General features: G+C 45.0%; 11 protein-coding genes and 1 pseudogene. 1 reads left to right on the top strand and 11 read right to left on the bottom strand.

Annotated elements, in window-relative coordinates:
- The first annotated feature begins 27 nt into the window (after positions 1 to 27).
- Positions 28 to 393, top strand: a complete 366-nt coding sequence (locus ABFW99_RS11540; protein WP_349354170.1) for a hypothetical protein — start codon at positions 28 to 30, stop codon at positions 391 to 393.
- A gap of 51 nt (positions 394 to 444) precedes the next feature.
- Here ABFW99_RS11540 and ABFW99_RS11545 read toward each other — a convergent pair whose 3' ends face one another.
- The 11 genes and pseudogenes from ABFW99_RS11545 to porU all read right to left on the bottom strand — a co-directional run bounded on the left by ABFW99_RS11545 (position 445) and on the right by porU (position 17,789).
- Positions 445 to 1,248, bottom strand: coding sequence for a purine-nucleoside phosphorylase (locus tag ABFW99_RS11545; protein WP_349354171.1), 804 nt, complete (start codon positions 1,246 to 1,248; stop codon positions 445 to 447).
- Positions 1,223 to 2,035: an MBL fold metallo-hydrolase gene (locus ABFW99_RS11550; RefSeq protein WP_349354172.1), complete on the bottom strand. Its 813-nt coding sequence runs from the start codon at positions 2,033 to 2,035 to the stop codon at positions 1,223 to 1,225. The genes ABFW99_RS11545 and ABFW99_RS11550 overlap by 26 nt, the downstream gene beginning before the upstream one ends.
- Positions 2,036 to 2,094: 59 nt before the next feature.
- Positions 2,095 to 2,445, bottom strand: a complete 351-nt coding sequence (locus ABFW99_RS11555) for a four helix bundle protein (protein ID WP_349354173.1) — start codon at positions 2,443 to 2,445, stop codon at positions 2,095 to 2,097.
- Between the two features lie 34 nt (positions 2,446 to 2,479).
- Positions 2,480 to 3,440 (bottom strand): annotated as a pseudogene (locus ABFW99_RS11560) (PhoH family protein).
- A 160-nt stretch (positions 3,441 to 3,600) separates the two neighbouring features.
- Positions 3,601 to 4,269, bottom strand: a complete 669-nt coding sequence (rpe, locus tag ABFW99_RS11565; RefSeq protein ID WP_349354174.1) for a ribulose-phosphate 3-epimerase — start codon at positions 4,267 to 4,269, stop codon at positions 3,601 to 3,603.
- Positions 4,266 to 5,120, bottom strand: a complete 855-nt coding sequence (locus ABFW99_RS11570; protein ID WP_349354175.1) for a PASTA domain-containing protein — start codon at positions 5,118 to 5,120, stop codon at positions 4,266 to 4,268. The genes rpe and ABFW99_RS11570 overlap by 4 nt, the downstream gene beginning before the upstream one ends.
- Before the next feature lie 29 nt (positions 5,121 to 5,149).
- Positions 5,150 to 6,121, bottom strand: coding sequence for a hypothetical protein (locus ABFW99_RS11575; RefSeq protein WP_349354176.1), 972 nt, complete (start codon positions 6,119 to 6,121; stop codon positions 5,150 to 5,152).
- A complete protein-coding gene (locus ABFW99_RS11580) occupies positions 6,118 to 9,480 on the bottom strand; it encodes a hypothetical protein (RefSeq protein ID WP_349354177.1) in 3,363 nt (1,120 codons plus the stop codon). The genes ABFW99_RS11575 and ABFW99_RS11580 overlap by 4 nt, the downstream gene beginning before the upstream one ends.
- Positions 9,480 to 12,629 (bottom strand): T9SS type A sorting domain-containing protein, encoded by a 3,150-nt coding sequence (locus ABFW99_RS11585; RefSeq protein WP_349354178.1) that lies wholly within the window; start codon positions 12,627 to 12,629, stop codon positions 9,480 to 9,482. Before ABFW99_RS11585 ends, ABFW99_RS11580 begins: the two co-directional genes overlap by 1 nt.
- Positions 12,630 to 12,677: 48 nt before the next feature.
- The gene (gene porV / locus ABFW99_RS11590; RefSeq protein ID WP_349354179.1) at positions 12,678 to 13,823 is read right to left on the bottom strand and encodes a type IX secretion system outer membrane channel protein PorV; all 1,146 of its coding nucleotides are present in this window, start codon (positions 13,821 to 13,823) and stop codon (positions 12,678 to 12,680) included.
- Between the two features lie 54 nt (positions 13,824 to 13,877).
- A complete protein-coding gene (porU, locus tag ABFW99_RS11595) occupies positions 13,878 to 17,789 on the bottom strand; it encodes a type IX secretion system sortase PorU (protein ID WP_349354180.1) in 3,912 nt (1,303 codons plus the stop codon).
- Positions 17,790 to 17,923: the final 134 nt, after the last annotated feature.

Genomic DNA, 17,923 nt, shown 5'->3' on the forward strand with positions numbered 1-17,923 from the left:
AAATCGAACGAATCACAGAGCTTAGTAATGAGAATTAGCTTAACTCAAATATCAGTATTTATACTTTTCAGCCTTATAGTTGTTATTTGTATTTCATGCTCTGATATCACAAGTATTTCCAACGATCAGATTAAAGAATATTCAGTAAGGATTGACGGCCCCGGATCTAAAACATTAAACGTACAACATCTGCCTCTTTTCCTGGTGAATGACCATATAATTTCAGAGGAAGTAGGATTGCGTCTTAAGTTAGAGTACATAAAACACATCAAGGTACTGAAAGGGAAAACAGCTTTAGAACTTTATGGCAAAAAGGGAGAGTATGGGGTTGTAAAAATTTATGCAGATCAAAGAATATTAAGTGACTTAAAGCCGGTAGAAGATCAAGAATAGTAGGTAATAAAAACATTCTGTTAGCTGAATCCTGTTAGCTGACAGCCAACTCTAAAACTCCCTGATCAAGCCCTTCACCAGCTTAGCAAAAACATCTTTTTTCTGATCGGCTGCTTCTTTCACTTCGGCGTGATCCAGTTTTTGGTCGATAACTCCTGCAGCCGCATTGGTGATGAGAGAAACAGCAGCTGTTTTAACACCCAATTTAGCTGCTTCAATTAATTCCGGTGCCGTGCTCATCCCAACCGCATCACCGCCCATTTTGCGGAAGGCCCTTATTTCGGCTTTACTCTCGTAGTTTGGCCCTTTCACATAAAGATAGGTTCCCATTTGGGTTTCAATATTCAGGTTGCGGGCGATAGCTTTTACCTCTTTTGCGTACACTTCAAACTGCGAACTCCACGTATTCAGAGCGGGTTCAGAGACCATCATGTACTGTTTGATGATGCTGTCGATAATCATCAAGTCACCAACAAGATAGCGAAGGTTTATACCCCCGGCTGCATTCGAGATAATAAGTTTGTCTACATTAAAAGCTTTGGCTAACTGCACCGGAAGTACGGTTTTGGCAAAATCATGTCCCTCGTAATGATGAAAACGGCCGGAAAAAGCGAGCACGGTTTTACCATCCACTTCACCACAAATAAGAGAACCGGAATGACCAACCACGGTAGACTGTGGGAAATCCGGAATTTCGGAATACTCAATGGTTAATGCTTCCTGGATATGACCTCCGAAGGTACCCAGCCCGGATCCCAGGATTACGGCTGAATCTATCTGTCCGGGGAAGTCATTATCCGTCAGAAATTTTTTGATATCTGTTATGTAATCAGGCAGGGACATAAGACTCGACATTTTCGGTGCTGTACCCGGTTTTCTCATTATAGTCAGTTAGTTTGAACAAAGGGTTCTGGTCTTCATGGTAGGCTAAAATAGTATATCCCTCCTCAAATGCCAGTTTGGCCAGTTCTTCGCGTTTCTGTTGGCTTACTTTAGGCTCAAAGTCATACTTGGCGGCATACTTCCGGTTGATGGCACCTTTGGTTCCGATTACATCACCGGCTTGCATATATTTATGTTCGCCATCATCAAAAAGCAGTACCTGGTGAAACTCGGTATGTCCGCCAATCTTCTGAACTTTAAGATCCGGATAAGGTTGGTCTTCCTCATCCAGAAAGTGAAGGTCGGCTTTGGCATCTATAAAAGAGACAAACTCCGTTTTCTCTTCATCATAATATTCATCTTTAGCCATCACTTTTTCCCAGCCTTTTTTGGATAGCCAATGTTTGGCATCCGGAAAGGTGAGTTCCCAATATCCATTTTCACGATGGGCTAATCCACCAATATGGTCATAGTGCAAGTGGCTCAGAAAGATATCGGTGATGTCAAACTCGGTAAGTCCGTGTTCATCCAGATTCCGGCGGATAGTTTCAGGGCCGGTGTCTTCACCGAACTCGCCAATCCCGCAATCAAACAGGTAATTCCGCTCCGGAGTATGAATAAGTACAGGGTTCAGAGAAAGCTTCAAAGCCCCTTTAGCTGGAGGGTCATCTCTGTCAATTCGCACAAATTTTTTGTCTAATCCAACAGAAAATGTGCCCTCATACAATGTGGCAGCGTAGGTTTGTTTAGTTTGTGACAATGAGTTGTCGTTTTGTGTTGTTAAGTGTGACAAAGTAAATGAGTGACAGAGTTACATAGTCATAGGTTGGAGATGAAACTGCTCATCATTCGCTCAATTTCTCGTGTATCGGAGTAAAGCTCCTTAAACAGTTCTTCATCTAAAAACCCAAGATTGAATGATACTTCTAATTCCGTTTGTAGTTCAAATAGCGAACCCATGCTGATATTTAAGAATCTTCGAAAATCTTTCTTTGATCTTCTGCCAAAACCTTCTGCAATGTTGGCCGGAACCGAAACCGAGCTTCGCCGAATCTGGGATATAAGCCCAAACTTCTCGAAATCAGGGAAATCATCAACAGCCTGATAAACCCGGGTGACAAGCTGCATTGACTTTTGCCAAATCTGTAAATCCCGATGTGTTTTAACCATGATTTCTCTGTCTCTTTGTAACTGAACAACTCAGTTACTTTTTCTTCTTCTTTTCCTCAAACTTATCGTAGGCTTTAATGATGTCACGGACCAGCTTGTGGCGAACTACGTCTTTCTTCGCCAAGATATACGAAATCAATTCCGTCAATATCCTGTAGAATTTTTTGAATGGATATAAGTCCCGATTGTTGACGGTGGGGGAGATCAGTTTGTGTAATATCCCCGGTAATAATAGCCCGGCTGTTGAACCCGATTCGGGTCAGGAACATTTTCATCTGGGTATTGGTGGCATTCTGTGCCTCATCCAAAATCACGAAAGCATTGTTGAGCGTACGCCCGCGCATATAAGCAAGTGGGGCAATTTCAATAATGTTTTTGGTCAGATGCAGCTCCAGCCGATCGCGGTCAATCATATCTTCCAGGGCATCATAAAGCGGGCGGAGATACGGGTCAATTTTTTCCTTAAGATCACCCGGGAGGAATCCAAGGTTTTCTCCGGCTTCAACGGCAGGCCGGGCTAAAATAATTTTTCTGACCTGACGGTTTTTCAAAGCCTGAACGGCTAAGGCAACCGAGGTGTAAGTTTTCCCGGTTCCGGCCGGACCAATGGCGAACACAATATCATGCTCTGCCGAAGAACTAACGATTCTTCGCTGTCCGGGGGTTTTAGCCGTGATAGCCTCCCCGTTATGGGTGTGAATGATGGTATCGCCCGTTTCATCCAGTGTACGGATTTGAGGCCGGCCAGCAGTGGTTTCGCCACTTTTAAGAGCAACCAGGGTTTTAACATCTTCTTCGGCTACTTTACTCTTGCGATCCAGCAGCTCGATCATCCCCTCAATTACTTTGGTCGCCGTATCAACTTCCTCTTGTGGGCCTGTGAGTTTAACACGGTCGCCGCGGGTGTTGAATTTGGTTTCGGGAAAAGCCTTGTCTAAAGCAATGATGTTGTGATCATGTAGTCCAAACAGGGCAACAGGATCGGAACCTTTGATTTCAATGACTTGTTCTGAAAGTGTTTTCTCGTCTTCTATGGTAGTATAGATTTTTTAGTGAAAGAATTGCCCAAAGATAAGGATTTAGCAGAAGAAATGATGCAGGGATGCCTTGGAAGCTAGCTTTCAGGAAATGATATAAAAGGCGAAACCGGATGGATTATCCCAGTTTCTCCGTAAGCTCCTCAAAACGGGCGGTGATATCTTCAGCACTGAATACACTGCTTCCCGCTACCAGGATGTCTGCTCCGGCCTCAGCTACTTTTTTGGCGTTCTTGAGATTCACACCACCATCAACCTGTATTAGGAATCCAAGCTCTTGTTCTTCACGGATCTCAGCCAGTTTTTGGAGTTTATCATAACTGCTTTCAATAAAACTCTGTCCGCCAAAGCCTGGATTCACACTCATGATTAAAACCAGATCTACATCATTCAGAACCGGCTTAATATTGTGGAGTGAAGTGGCTGGGTTTACAACAACACCTGACATAATCCCATACTTTTTAATATTCTGTAGAGTTCGGTGGAGGTGAGGACAGGTTTCAAAGTGAACGGAGATTAAGTCAGCTCCGGCCTGAACGAATGCCTCCACATAATCATCCGGGTTTTCGATCATCAGGTGTACATCGATGAATGCCTGGGGAGCAGCCGATTTTGCAGCCTTCACAACACCGGGTCCATAACTGATGTTGGGCACGAAATGCCCGTCCATGATATCACAATGAATCCAGCTTGCCCCTCCTTTAACCGCATCATCGATATCTTGCCCAAGGCGTGTGAAGTTAGCCGCTAAAATGGATGGTGCAATCAGGGGAAGTTCAAAATTCATTGATCAGGGTTGTTATTGGGTTGGTTCTGTTGATTGTTGAGGGAATCAGGGTTAGCACCTGAATTATTATCGGTAGAATCTATGATCACAGCTCCGCCTTCGCTCTGTTCGATAACTTCAAAACGTTCGGAGATGACCAATGTCAGGCTTTCTCCTTCGCGGAGTTCTTCTGCTTTGGGGGAAAAGTCGAGCACGGTATTGGGTACAATATCTTTTGTTGGGCGGAACTGAACTTCGCCTACTCTGAATCCCGCTTCGCGTAATTTAAGCTGGGCTTCAGGAAGCCTGAGCCCAATTATTTCCGGAACAGTGATAATTCGGCTGCCAAATCCATCGCCAACAACAAGGTCTATTACGGTGCCTTTTTCAACGGTGGTTCCTCCGGAAACAGACTGCCGGATGATGGTTTTAAAACGGGACGATTCATAGCTTCGGCTGCCAACTTCAAGCCCATAATTCTGAAGCTGTATTTCTGCATTTCGAAGGGAAAGATCTACGACATTGGGGACCACTACCTGTGGTTTAACCTCATTGTTTACCGTGAGATAGATTTTCCGATTCGGCTTCACGATGTTATCGGCGCCCGGGCTTTGGTCAATCACGTAATTCGCCGGATAGGCTGAATTGGCCCGGCGGTCTGCAACTTCAAAGCGCAAACCGTAATCGGTAAGCAGTGCTTCAGCCTCTTCTAAAGAAATTCGGGTTACATCGGGTACCGTTACCCCTTCATTATAATTGGTGTAGTAGGGCATAATGAAGTTATCAGCCACATATAGAAAAGCTGCACCGAATAGCATCAGGGAAAAGGTGCCGATATAAAAATACTTGTTAGTCAGAATCTGCTTGAGCATGTGCATAAAATACAGGAACTATTAACGTGTTAAAAGTGCCAGGTTACAGAAAATTGCTCCATCTTCATCAGGTTAGTATTCGTCTGAATACGGCTGTTTTTAAGCTGAACCGTGAATAATGCATCGAAGGCGGAGACTACATGGTTTACTACCAACAGCTTGAGGATGTTCCCGGCAGCGCGGTAGTTGTCATTGAATTCCTGAGCCCGATCCCGACCCTGATAGAATAGGGTAAACGGCTCATCCCTGCCATTCCACATGTATCGGTACATATCCGGGCTTTGATTATTGGCAGTAGTAACTTGCCCGTACCAATCCTGCCATCCCGGCTGATATTGATAGTATTTGCTGATCAGCTCGTAATATTGCTGAGAGCCGTAATCGGGTAAAAGGTGCGAAAACTCACTTCCATACCGGTTCTCGAAAACAAAGGGTGTTTCTTTCTCCACCTGATGAAGCAGATTGATGTTCACCTTCGACCAGTCTTTAGTTGTATTGCTGAAGTCCGGATTCTTACCTGCAATATGGGATTGAAGATCTTGCCAGCCGTTATCCAGGTTGTTTTGCATGGAGTAATTCACCAGCCACTCAGCATATGCCAACACACTCCAGTTTTGATGGGTAAACTCTTCGTAGGCTTTTTCCTGCCGGCGGGCTGTTGCATTTCGGTCGAGATGATAAATAATACCCACGGCCTCAACCGCAAAGTAAATTCCGGCCCGTACCCACTTCCCATTTGCTGCCTGACCTGAACCGGGAATAATTGCAGATGCTGCAAATGCGACAATTGGCTTGGTTCGTGGAAGTTCTAAAAGAGAGGACCTGTCATTTCGGTAGGCCGATTGGTAAGAGAAATCGGAAAGCGTAATATCGCCGGTATCAGTTAACTCTGCTGATGGAGTTTTCTTGAATATCTCATTACTGAAACTGCTCAGCGTCTGGGCATTAGTTGCGGTTGAAGCCAGAAAAAGTAAAATCAGTAAGCAGATGACCTTTTTCATAACAGTTCAAAATCAAAGGTTATACCGAAGTGAATAAGTAATTCACGGCCATAGGTAACTTGGTTACTCTGTGAGTTGGTTATAAAATCTTCGGGCAGGGTTAAGGTGAACTCATTGAAACCATACGCACCGCTCACAAAAAACTTCAGAGGGAATAAATAGTATCCGTTTAAAGCTAAGCGAAGTTCTGCTCCTACACCGGATTTTAGGTTATTGCCCGTGTCGTACGGACTACGCCATCCATTACCGGTTTCAAAGAAGAAACGGGCAAAAACTTTATCCAGTGTGTATGGACCTACTTGTTTGTTAATATCCCTGAAAATGGGAGCAAACCAGGACACGCTGGCAAAACCGGTAGTACTACCGCCCAGTGCAAAATAGGGATAACTTCTCAGTCCCAGGAATCCACCCACATAATCGGCATAAAAAGAATCCCCCGGGTTATTGAAATAATGGAAGCCTCTCACACGCGCCTGAAAAGCCTGATCGCCAAATGTCTTGAATCCGTACCGCATATGGATTTCGGTAGAATGGTTTTCGGATTTTTTGAAAACGGGAGAGAGAGAGCCGTCATCAATTTCATATTCTTCCAGCAACTTGGAGGGCTGGTATTGATAACGGGCATATCCTTTTAAACCAAGCGGAGCGATATCGGCATCGTTGGAGTAGGTGTAGTAATCGAAGGTATAGGAAGCGGATAAGGTGGTTCCCCTGAAATACTGCGAGGAAGACCCGCTGATCTGAGCTTTGAGTTCGCGGGAATAGAAATCATCGGTTGAGACACGGTAAGGGCTATAGGCAATGCCAAGTTCCAGCATACTTCTTCGGCTCAGTTTGCTCCTGAAATAGAGGCCGGCTTCCCAGATGTCATAGGCAATATCCACGGAAACCGTATCAGGTTGGCCGCAGGAAGTACATCTGAATTCTTCAATAGACAAACCATCAGATACGTTGCGTCGCAGATTGTAAATTTCCAGAGCAACGGTTGGAGACCAGCTTCGTTCAATGAAAGGAAGTCCGCGGTGTTCAGCGATAAGAAAGGCATCACGGTCTAAGCCAAAAAGCCGGTCCGGGCGGAAAAATCCCCCGATGCTTTCTGCCGGTTGAGAGGCTACTCCTACCATCAACCCACCAAATAAACTTAACTTGTCAATTACATCCCGGGAAGAGAAATAAACCCCCGGCTTGGCATCACGAAGAAGGTTTTCACCAAACTGCCCGATTTTCCCATTTTTAATGAGCGTACCGTTATTGCCGTTTATTTGGGAGTAATTATCGAACCGAAGTACCGGGAAGAAGCTAAATCCGGAATAGGTGTCTTCGTATTCGCGGTAGGTTCTTTCAGTGTTATCGTCAATGGTGGACAAATCAAACCGGTAACTGCCGGTGTCGGCAATGGCTTCTGCCTGTTCATCAAAGGGGCGGATATCGGTGTCATCAAAATCATTTAGCTTATTGATGTACTCAAAATCAGCACCGGGCTCCATAATTTCGTCGGGGAAAGGAGGTGTGTAATAACCAAACCGAGGCTGAGCCAATAACCTGTTTTCCGGAGATGACTTAATCTTATACCCGTCCACATGATATTCGGAAAAGTAAAGGGTGCCATCCTCTCCGATAAATGGCATAAATGCCCCGCCCAGTACACTTGTAAGCTGTTGCGATTCTCCACTGCTCAGCGGAACACGAAAGATATTAAAGATGCCTTCAGGGTTGGCCGAGTAGTACAGGTAATTACCATCCGCCCCGATATGAGGATCCCGGTAATCGATATATTTATCCGATAGGTAGGGAAGAACCACACCCGATTCAACATCCAGTATAAAGATATTCCGGTTTCCGTTAACCGCTTTTGCAAAGTAAATTTTAGAATCGGTTGGTCCCCATTCCGGAGTGTAAACCGTTTCTCCGCTTTTGTAGTTAGTTAGTTGTGTAACAGAATCCGGGTGTTCGGGGTGAAGCAGTACAAGGTTTTGTGTGCCTTGTGAATACTGAACGGCTACAATCTTGTTGTTATCCTTATTCCATGCAGGCGACTCGATGCGTGCACTGTTTGTCAGGCGTTTGTTTTCATCCGACTCAATATCATAAATGAAAATATCGCGGTAGTGTTCTCCATACTTGTTCTTTTTGTTGATGGCGTAAGCAATTTGTTTGCCATCGGGAGAAAAGGAAAATGAAGATTCGAGAAAGGATAGTACCGGCTCCAGAGAACTGACGTGATTTTTATGTTGATGGGTATCAAGGTCATCAATCACAGCGACTTTTTTGTTTTCACCGTTTACGTCTTTCAGATATAAAGAGAGCAAGCCATAATCTACCCCTTTATTTGAAAGGTATGCCAGTTTGGTGCCATCGGGAGATTGCTGAGGGTAGAAATTGAAGAAACCGGACTTCTCAACGGTATCACTGATGGTAGGGATGATTCCTTCCGTTGCGTTAGCATAAAACTCTTTCCGTTCCTCAATCCAGTCATTGAATACCTTATTCCCCGGGAGTCCGGTAGCTATTTCAATAGCTTCCTCAACCTTATATACTCCTTTCTCGCCAAGGGCAGAGGTGATTTCTCTCAAAACCTCATCGCCAAACCGGTTGGCCAGGTAAATGACAAATGCATACCCCTGATTATACACCGTTTCACGTTCAAGGCTGGTTTTGGATGAGAAGGTTCCCATTTGCTGAAGTGAAAAATAGGTGTCGGTAAGGATGCGTGTTCGCAAAATCATATCCCGGTGGCTGTCCCAGGTTTCGTATAAAAGCCCGGCCGTTTGATATTGAGCCGTACCCTCAGCCAGCCAGGCGGGAATATTTACCGTGGCAAAAGGCATGGTTATAATGCCATTGGGAAATCCATAGAGTACATCAGGGCGGCGTACATCCTCGTACGAAAGCCACTGCAGATAAAAAGCAGGAATTTTGCGGCTTCGCTTCATTCCCTTCTGAATTTGAATAATATGAGTGTATTCGTGAGTTATCACATTTCGCAGCCAGTTGTGAGTGCCACGCAGAGGGGTGTTTAAAGCAGGAAGCCAGATATCAATTTTATTATCGAAGAAATAAGCAGCACCGTTAGAGTAGTCTTCCCGGTCTTTGAGAACGATACTCACTTTTTCATCCGGGGTGTATTGATATAGGCCGGTAATAGGCGGGTGGATTTCTTCTGCTATACGTGAAACCACCTGGGCCGATCGGCTGTTCCCCTCCTGAAAATGTATCAAAAAGTGCTCACTTTCGATGGTGTACCACTCCAGATGATTCATAGGGTAATCGTAGAAACGCACATCTGTTTGGGCCTGAGATAAAAATGGAGTCAACCCCAAAAACAGGAAGAAAACCGAAATTAGCTTAAATTTTCTCATCAATGTACCACTCCGATTTTAATGAGTTTGGTTTCAGTTTTTCCATCTACGGTAGCTTTAATGCGGGCAACATATCCGCCGCTTCCCCAGTCTCCGGTTTGAACCTGTACTTCCTGGGGAAATCCGCCGGGTGAAGTGAGGGATTGTTCAAAAATGATGCGTCCGCTCATCGTAATTACCGTAATCTGAACGTTCCCACCGGGTTCTGCAAGCTCAAAACGTATGTTGGTATGTTCTGTTGCCGGATTTGGCCAGTTGTACGTTTCAGTTTCATTCAGAACTCCAAAACCAGAAGGAGATTCATTTCCGGAAGTTTGAACCCGGGCAGAAACCTTATTAAACGGAGCCTTTCCATAACGGGTAGGCCATCTTGTATTCGATACCCGGGTTAGATTCCATGACTTGACCGTACCATCATGACTGACCGCATATAAATTTTGGTTGTAGATAATCGGGTGAATAGGTTGAGTTCCGGGTGCTATGGCTTTGCCTGCATAGAGTGGGAATCCATCAATAAGTAGCCCCTGTTCATCGTAGGCAAAAATGTTTTGAGATAAACTATCCTGTCCAACAACCAATGTTGCATATTCCGAGCCCGATGCAAATAAATTGGTATAAAGGGGAGTACCGATAAATTGAACGCCCTCTGGTGCATCAACAGGATAATAGTCTTTAGTTGTACCAAAGCGATTCTGGGCAATTAGCTGATTGTTGGTTCTATCTACCCGAAGAATAGTAGCATCGTCCAGTATAGCTGGCCATTCAGCTGCAGCTTCTTCAAAAACCGGCAGTTCGGTCTGATCTGATTCGGGATCCACCAATACAAACCGGTTATCTTCAAAAACATAAAATATCACTCTGTTGTCCAGCTGAATTGAACCTGTATAAAGTCGGTTTTCATCTGATGCGGGAGTAAAAGCATATCCATTCAGTGATGAGAATGAAACACCTGAATTGTATGCTTCGGCGAATTCACCGTTAATAATTTCGGATCGCTGAAATGGGGGAATACCTTCTGAAGTTGGATTGCCATTGTCAGCTGTCAAACCGGCATCGGTGAAATCAGCTAAGATGGTTTCACCGGTTTGAGAGCTCAGGAAGCCACGGTTATTTGGTAGTGTTGCCGTCCAGCTGGTGTCAAACCCCTGGGTGTTTGTATTCCATGAAATGGAGGCTACATCAATTTGATTAGAAGCCGACACAGGTTTTTCAGCCAGTACTAATTCATTCCCAATAAAAGGTTGCTGAACAGTGGCATCAGAAAGTTGAAACTGCATGTTCGCAGGATCAGAAATAGAAAGAGCCGTTACCGATTGTTGAGAAGGAACAATCAAAAAAGTGTCAGTCGCGGTTTCATAAACAGACAAGGAAAGCGGGAAGTAGTTGTAATAAGAATCATCGCCTGTGTAATAGCTTTGGGAGGAATCCAGCTGTACGGTAAAGTCGGAGGTATATAAGTCGGAATAAGGTTCATCCGCTCTTATTTTAAAAGAAGCTGTAGGCAAATTGTCAGAGAAATCGTACAGCTCAAAAAAGGAGGGAGCTCCTGAATTACTGTTGTTATCGGGGCGGGTATCCGGGCCAAACCGGTTTTGATAAAAGCTTATCTGTTGCCCTGATTGTAAAATCACGCGATAGTCATTACCACTCCACCAATAGTCAAAAGCAGATCCGAAAGCAGCGCTGTTATCCAGTGCTCCGGGTACGCCCGGTCCGATATCCTGTGCTCCGTCCGCTTCTTCCAAATCAACTCCACGCCGATCAGGATCCGCATTTACACGCTCATTTTGAAGCTGCTGGTTGATCATGGCCTCATCAATATGCCAGATTAAAATCCCACCGTTAAGATCCCTGTCGTCAGAAGGGTCGTTCTCGTCATCGCCGAGGTCCAACCCACCCGGCAGACTGAAATCAAAATTCGATGCATTCACAAAAGTACCCGCTTGAAGCAGGGTATCGAATTCCGACTGCTGAAATACAAAAGCTTCATCCTGATTGGTAAATGTTTGCTGAACTTCATTTCCATCAGGCTGACGAATGGTAATCGTAATACCTGTTCCATCAGGATCACGGTGCCGGTTTTCAAGCAGGAAGTATTCTGAACCGGAGAGGTTGTACTTTGCTACGGCATTGGGTTGATCGAGTGAACCTGCCGGTAGCTGAATATCGCCTGTATTGTTCACATCAATTTCAAAAGGGGTCTCCCATCCCAAATACATTTTTTCCCAGGCAGAAGGCTCGGGAGGGAGCAATCCATTGTAAGAAAAGAATCCGGCACCGTCCATCAGTCCAAATCGACCAATTGCAGGGTCTCCGGTTTCGGTATTAAACAAATCAGGTAAGCCCAGATGACTTCCGATAGATGCACAAAGAAGGCCGTTTATGGAAAGCGGAAATGCGAATTCATTGTCTTGTATGTCCAAGCCACGCCGGGTTTCGGTTCGGGGTAAGATCATAGAGTTTGTGACACGGAACGACCCGTCATTAACAGGAAATCCATCAAAAGATGGATCATTTAAAAGCTCTCCGAGATTTTCTTTGCGAAGGTAAAGAGAGGGGATGTCAAAAGGGGTGATGTCGAGGTTAGTACCCGTAAGTTCTATATCCCGCCCAACTCCGGCATGAAATATAACGAAAGCGGTTGTTTCCGGATCCAGGCCGGAAGCATCAAAATCAGGGCCGTTCTCAACTTGTTGCCAGGCATCGCGGGCAAGCTCAGCTACTTTTTCGTTGGTAAAGGTTTCTCCGGTTGGGGAATACTCCTCCATCTTTTTCGGAAGCCGGTAGAAAGTAGGAAGCACCTGATAGTCGATGGTGAGCTGACCATCAGACGATTGCTCATAATAGTTTTTTGCAAACTCCAGGTGAGCTTCAAAATAACTTCGGTTGTGCGGAAGCGGATCAATCCGAAAGTCTTCAGCATTAGCCAGATAGGGAAGTCCGTCCATGCCATTGGATCCAAAAATTCCGGTTCCGGAAGTAAGGCGGTTACTGTCCGGTTGAAATTCGACCATGATGGCAATCACATTGATTGTTCCCGTAGCATTCAGGTTCTCATTCAATACCGGTTGGGGCTTGGAAATAGCATGAGAACGCTTAACGGGAGTCTGTTGAGCGTGGGAGTGGCGGTTCCAAAATAGAAAGAGCATGCTAAAAACTAACATGCTCTTCATGAAAAACTTCAAATGCTGCATGTATTAAAAGTCAATAAGCAAGCTGAATCGTAAGGTATTGGCAAGCGGGTGATCTTCTTCAAGGGTCTTTATATAACTGAAGTCGACACCTAGGAAACTATACCTGATACCGGCGCCAAAAGTGATATATTCACGATCCCCGTTTTGGGGGTCTTCAAAATAATAACCGCCACGCAATGCGAACTGATCAGCATACCAATATTCAATGCCGGCTCCAATCATAAATTGCTGCATCAGCCCAACTTCGACGGTATTCTGACCATCAAAACGCTCGAAGCTGCTCCATGACTTGTACAGAGCTTCAATAGGGCCTACTGCTTTGGTTTCGATAACGGTTGAGTCACCACTTTGTACTTCAAACTTATCGGTACGAGCCATGATTTTGGAAATATCATTAGCAACGGTAATGCGGTTAATACCTTCATCATCGAGATCGAGATCAAAAGACCACCCAAAGCGTAGAACAGTGGGCAGGGGGTCTTTCTGGGCGTTGTCGGTATATTGAATACCTGGTCCAAGGTTAGAAAGGTTTGATCCAAAGCTAAACCGAGCATCTCTTCCTCCAAGCGAGAATGTATCCGTCTTATATAAGAAGGAAAGGTCAACAGCAACGCTGCTTCCCGGGTTTACTTTTTGGGCAGCAATGGAAGTACCACTGGCCAAACTGGAGTAAATAAGGCGCAAACTTGTTCCAACTCCGAAATTTTTACTGACCTGGTAACCATAAGACCCACCAAGGGCAACTTCGTAACTCTGGAATCGGGAGATGGGCTCAGGACTGGTTTCATCCGTTTCCACCTGCTCTCCAAGGTTCAGGTAGGTTAAGTGAGCTCCGAAGGTACCAATACCTTCAACGTAATATTTACCTACCACGTAATCGTAGAAAAGGTCGCTCACATTGAAGTTGGCCAACCAGTTGGAGTGGGTAATACTGGCTTGGTTGGCTCCTTTTTGGAAAGCTAATCCCGCGGGATTCCAAAATAGCGCAGATGCGTTGTCTGAGATAGCTACTCCGGTGTTTCCCATACCGGCACCGCGCGAATCCGGTTCAATTTGAAGAAAGGGCACCGCTGTAATGGCAACCTGTGCATATGTAATGGCAGGCATTAAAAATAATGCTGCTGCTATGATGGATACTGTCCTTTTCATAAAAAACGAATTTAAGATAGTTGAATATAAGAGATTCAGGGTTAAGTTACGATGCTATCGTATGATTACGAGCTTTTCGACTTGCTCTGTTGTTTGTCTTCCTTTCGGGGTATTTGTTGCAACCCGAAGCACATAAATATAAGTACCGTTACCCAGGCGATCATAATCCCGGTCACGGCCATCCCATGAAATACTGGCATAAGAACTTGTAGTTATGAGTGACTGTTCAATGTGTTGCACCGGCTTGCCACTCAGTGTATAAATACGAACTGAAACATCAAGTGGATTACCGGGCTGGTTATGTTCGAAGCTGAATCGGGTGGCATTATTCATCGGGTTGGGGAAGTTAAACACGTTTCTGACGGTTAACTCCTCACTCGATGCTACTTCAAAGAAAACTTCTTCTTCTGAAGGATTATTGTGCACATCCCACGCCCGAACTTTAAGGGTATAGCTACCTTCCGGAAGTTGATCCAGAGGGTACTCGATACGCCCCCGCGTGAAATCATTTAAACTGCCCTCATAAAAATCGTTGAGGACGAACGATTGTTGTGGTTCTGTATCGATTGTAGCAATTATCTCATGTCCTACTCCTGTTCCTGTAGTGTTTATGCCAGATTGATCTTCAAGTTCAATTATCAGTGTTGGTGAACTATTCACCAGGTTTCCGTTTACAAAGCGTTCATTATTCAGAAATACATCCATCTGCGGCCCCGAGCCGTCATCCACGGCGTTTTCATTAACTCCGTTAAAGCGCACTTTTGTATATGAACCGCCGGCAGTTTGCCCATTACTGTTAGCAAAGAAAATGATTCGGCCGGTGTTGTCTGAAAAGCTGATGTCTTTTGGTACTATAAAAGAAGAGGTAAACTCCCCGTTAGTGATGGCGGCCTTGCCCTTGAATAGAATATCGTTCTCAGCTTCATAATCACAGCCAGAGAGCCGGCAATTGTCCTGAGCTACCCATTCTCTATCGGATGGCAGTGGAACATTACGAGGTGCGTCCATAACGGTGATGACTGCCTCTCCGTTATAATCGGGAAGGGGGTTACCCTGAAGATCCTTTATTTGCCCGGCCAGGTTTACCTGTTCAAGGGCCTTTATGGTCAGTGTGGTATCTTCACCAGCTTCTGAATAGCCGTTAATAGATGTCAGGTCAGCTTGTTGCTCAGGCAGACGAAATTTTGTAGCCGGATCGCCAATCAGTATGAATTTCTTACTGTTTCGGGAAGCTACAACGGTGGAACTGTTGATACTGGAATTTTTGGTGCGCATGTAAATATCACCCAGCCGAAGGGGGCTTCCATCGGAATTACGTTCCACCATTCGCTGGGAAAGAGCCACATTCAGCCCGAAGTTATTACCGGCGCTGATAGTAAAACTTGTGAAGACGACCCGGGTGGTAGTAAATGCACCTACTATCCCTCCGTTCTCTGCAAAAAGCAATTGCTCAGCTCCGGATTGAGCTTCGATGTCATCATACCTTCCGAACTGACAGGTAGCTGTTACAAGTACCGCTAATTCATCACGGTTGGTGAGGTTGGGAATGTAATTAGACAAAAATAGCTCTTCATCAGACAGCGTCTGCTCATTTCCATGGCCCGAATAATTCATCACCAGGGTACCTTCGTTAAACGAATTTATGAAAGCGTCTGTAGCTCCGGGTATTTTCCGTCCCGATCCGGTAATCTCAACCGGGTAGGCAAATTCATACACTTTTTTGATTCGGAGTCCGGGCTCCATAAAGTTCATGCGCTGGGCGGTTTCATCGGCATTAACTACGTGAATATCTCTGTCGCCGGAATCGGGGAAGTCGTCGTCGGCCGCAAAGGTTAACAGGTTTTGCCAGCTGCCGGTGTTGGCCGGGTCCTCGTAGGTTTTAATTTTTTGGACGGCTATAGCTGCTTCAGATCTTGTTTGTGCAGAAATTCGGCCGAGTCCAATATCCATGTAATGCGAGTTGCTGGTCAGTCCGGCGGACAAATCTCCCTCGTTGTCGTCCAGAAAACCAAAGAAATCATCGGTAGCAAAAGACTGTATCCTATTTAGAGATTCTTCACTTTGATAGGTGACGATATAATTTTGGAAACCATTGCTGATAATGTTCTTGTAGTCGAAGGTGGCATCCCCAAAAAGGAGTAAGTACTTCGGGGGTTCCTGTCCGTTGTTTAAAGCCCGGTCGTACAAAAATTTGGCATAGTCGCGAATAGCCGAGGGATCCACAACACCGCCTGAGAATTCGTTTAAAATCTGTTCTTGGGTCACTACCACAGGGTTTAACCCATCTTTTTGAGTTCGGTAACCGGCCAGGTCATCGGCATATTGCTTGAAGTCTTCAGATGTGACGATGATATAGTCAGGGTAATCGTTAATTCCTTTGAGATTCTGAGGGGCTACTAATGTACCCATAGCTGGTTGGAAAAAGCTGGATTGAGCTACGAACCGTAAGTCATTTCCTGTATAATAATTGAAGCTGAAATTTCCGTTAGATTCGGTTAAACTTAATAGCCTGGGTTGGGTCACATCACTTACATCGAGAATAACAGGCTGGCTGCTAAACCCGGAAAGCCGGTATTGAGCAAGTTCGCTGGAAGAACCATCGGCCGGCGAGTAGAAATACAGGTGACCGTTTTGAGCCTGTAGTTCTCTTCGAACGACCACACGGAACCAATCCAAATAGCCTCTTGAACTAGATTCGTTATGATTGTAAGCAGCTTCGGCTTCAATTATTCCATCTTGAATAGTTGGTATGAAGCTGGTCTTGAAGGCACCTTCTACGCCGGATTCACCGCTACTGCAATTATAGCAGCTTCCACATCGGGTGCACGAAATAGCACGGATATTTACCGTCTCAACCTGCTGGCCGTTTACCGATACCCGGAAATTGGCAGAATTTGTTGAACGGTTTATAAACTGTCCTTCTACCGTAATCGGGTCACCGGCAATAATTCCGGCAAGTGTATCTGAGAAAACAGGGATGGAGGTTCCATTGCTGGAAGCATCAAAACGTCTTCCAAACCAACGACGGCCGGACTTTATACTTTCTTCTGTTTTATAAAGCTCCTCATCCTTCCAAATAAAATCATAAAAAGAGGTTATGGTACGGGAAGGGGATAAGTTGTTGTTAACAGGTGTAAGGCGATCTCCGGGAATGTCAGCAACTGTCAGGAAAATAAAGGATTGATCGCTGTAGGGGTGAAGTTGGTGTTCAAAATTGAGACTGTCTCTGAGTACCCGGTGTGGCGAATTTCCGTAGAAAATTATGCGGTCATTGGTATTAAAAGCGCCGTCACTTTGCCCTTCAACGATAATGGGAATCTGTGAAAGCTCCGGGCGGGTCTGGTCGTTTGCTTCAGGAAGCTGATAGCCTCCGGTTCCCCAAATCTGGATATTGCGCGGATCAATGGTGCTGATTTCAATCCCTAGGTCTTCAAGGTAGGTGGCATCGAGTTCGTAAATCCCGTTTTTAGTGATGGGGATTTTATACCAGATTCCCTCCTCAAAATGGTCACTGTTGTTTTTCTTGGCTGCTCTTAACTGTGGAAGGCGGGTATCACCGTTTTTATAAACCCGAATCCTGAGTTTTCTAAGCACTTTTGCATTGCTTTCACCATTGCGGGCTATATTTATACTGAGTGCGCTAACTTTTTTGCCACGGTGAATGCCTGGATCAGAGGTTTCGATTAGCGGTTTAGATATATCAGAAAGGGCTAAAACGGTCGCTTCTTCACGGGAAATTTCACTATTAATAGTAGAGACCGCTTGTTCAAGTATCTGGTAACGGGGAGAATTACCTAAAACCGGAACCATCAGCCCATGCGGGGACAGGATTTCAAGCTTCTCGTTGGAGAACTCGTAATCTGTAAATGAGTCTGTTTCTGCTACTACTTTCAGTTGCTGGGCATTTGCTACTTCAGCAATCAATAAGCAAAGCAAACCACTAATATAAAGCAGCTTGTTAAGCATAAAGGAACTAATCGTTTACTGGTTTCGCGTATTAACGCTTAAGGTTTTGTAGCAGTTTTTCTATATAAGGATATAGTACTTCGAGTTAAGATTGACCTGTAAGATGAGAATGTTCTCTGTGCTGATGTTTAGTT

This window comes from Gracilimonas sp. BCB1 (assembly GCF_040117685.2).
Classification (GTDB): domain Bacteria; phylum Bacteroidota; class Rhodothermia; order Balneolales; family Balneolaceae; genus Gracilimonas.

Excerpts from the sequence above, each read along its gene's own strand:
- ABFW99_RS11540 (WP_349354170.1), top strand. The coding sequence starts at position 28 with ATGAGAATTAGCTTAACTCAAATATCAGTATTTATACTTTTCAGCCTT.
- ABFW99_RS11545 (WP_349354171.1), bottom strand. The coding sequence starts at position 1,248 with ATGTCGAGTCTTATGTCCCTGCCTGATTACATAACAGATATCAAAAAA.
- ABFW99_RS11555 (WP_349354173.1), bottom strand. The coding sequence starts at position 2,445 with ATGGTTAAAACACATCGGGATTTACAGATTTGGCAAAAGTCAATGCAG.
- rpe (WP_349354174.1), bottom strand. The coding sequence starts at position 4,269 with ATGAATTTTGAACTTCCCCTGATTGCACCATCCATTTTAGCGGCTAAC.
- ABFW99_RS11570 (WP_349354175.1), bottom strand. The coding sequence starts at position 5,120 with ATGCTCAAGCAGATTCTGACTAACAAGTATTTTTATATCGGCACCTTT.
- ABFW99_RS11575 (WP_349354176.1), bottom strand. The coding sequence starts at position 6,121 with ATGAAAAAGGTCATCTGCTTACTGATTTTACTTTTTCTGGCTTCAACC.
- ABFW99_RS11580 (WP_349354177.1), bottom strand. The coding sequence starts at position 9,480 with ATGAGAAAATTTAAGCTAATTTCGGTTTTCTTCCTGTTTTTGGGGTTG.
- ABFW99_RS11585 (WP_349354178.1), bottom strand. The coding sequence starts at position 12,629 with ATGCTCTTTCTATTTTGGAACCGCCACTCCCACGCTCAACAGACTCCC.
- porV (WP_349354179.1), bottom strand. The coding sequence starts at position 13,823 with ATGAAAAGGACAGTATCCATCATAGCAGCAGCATTATTTTTAATGCCT.
- porU (WP_349354180.1), bottom strand. The coding sequence starts at position 17,789 with ATGCTTAACAAGCTGCTTTATATTAGTGGTTTGCTTTGCTTATTGATT.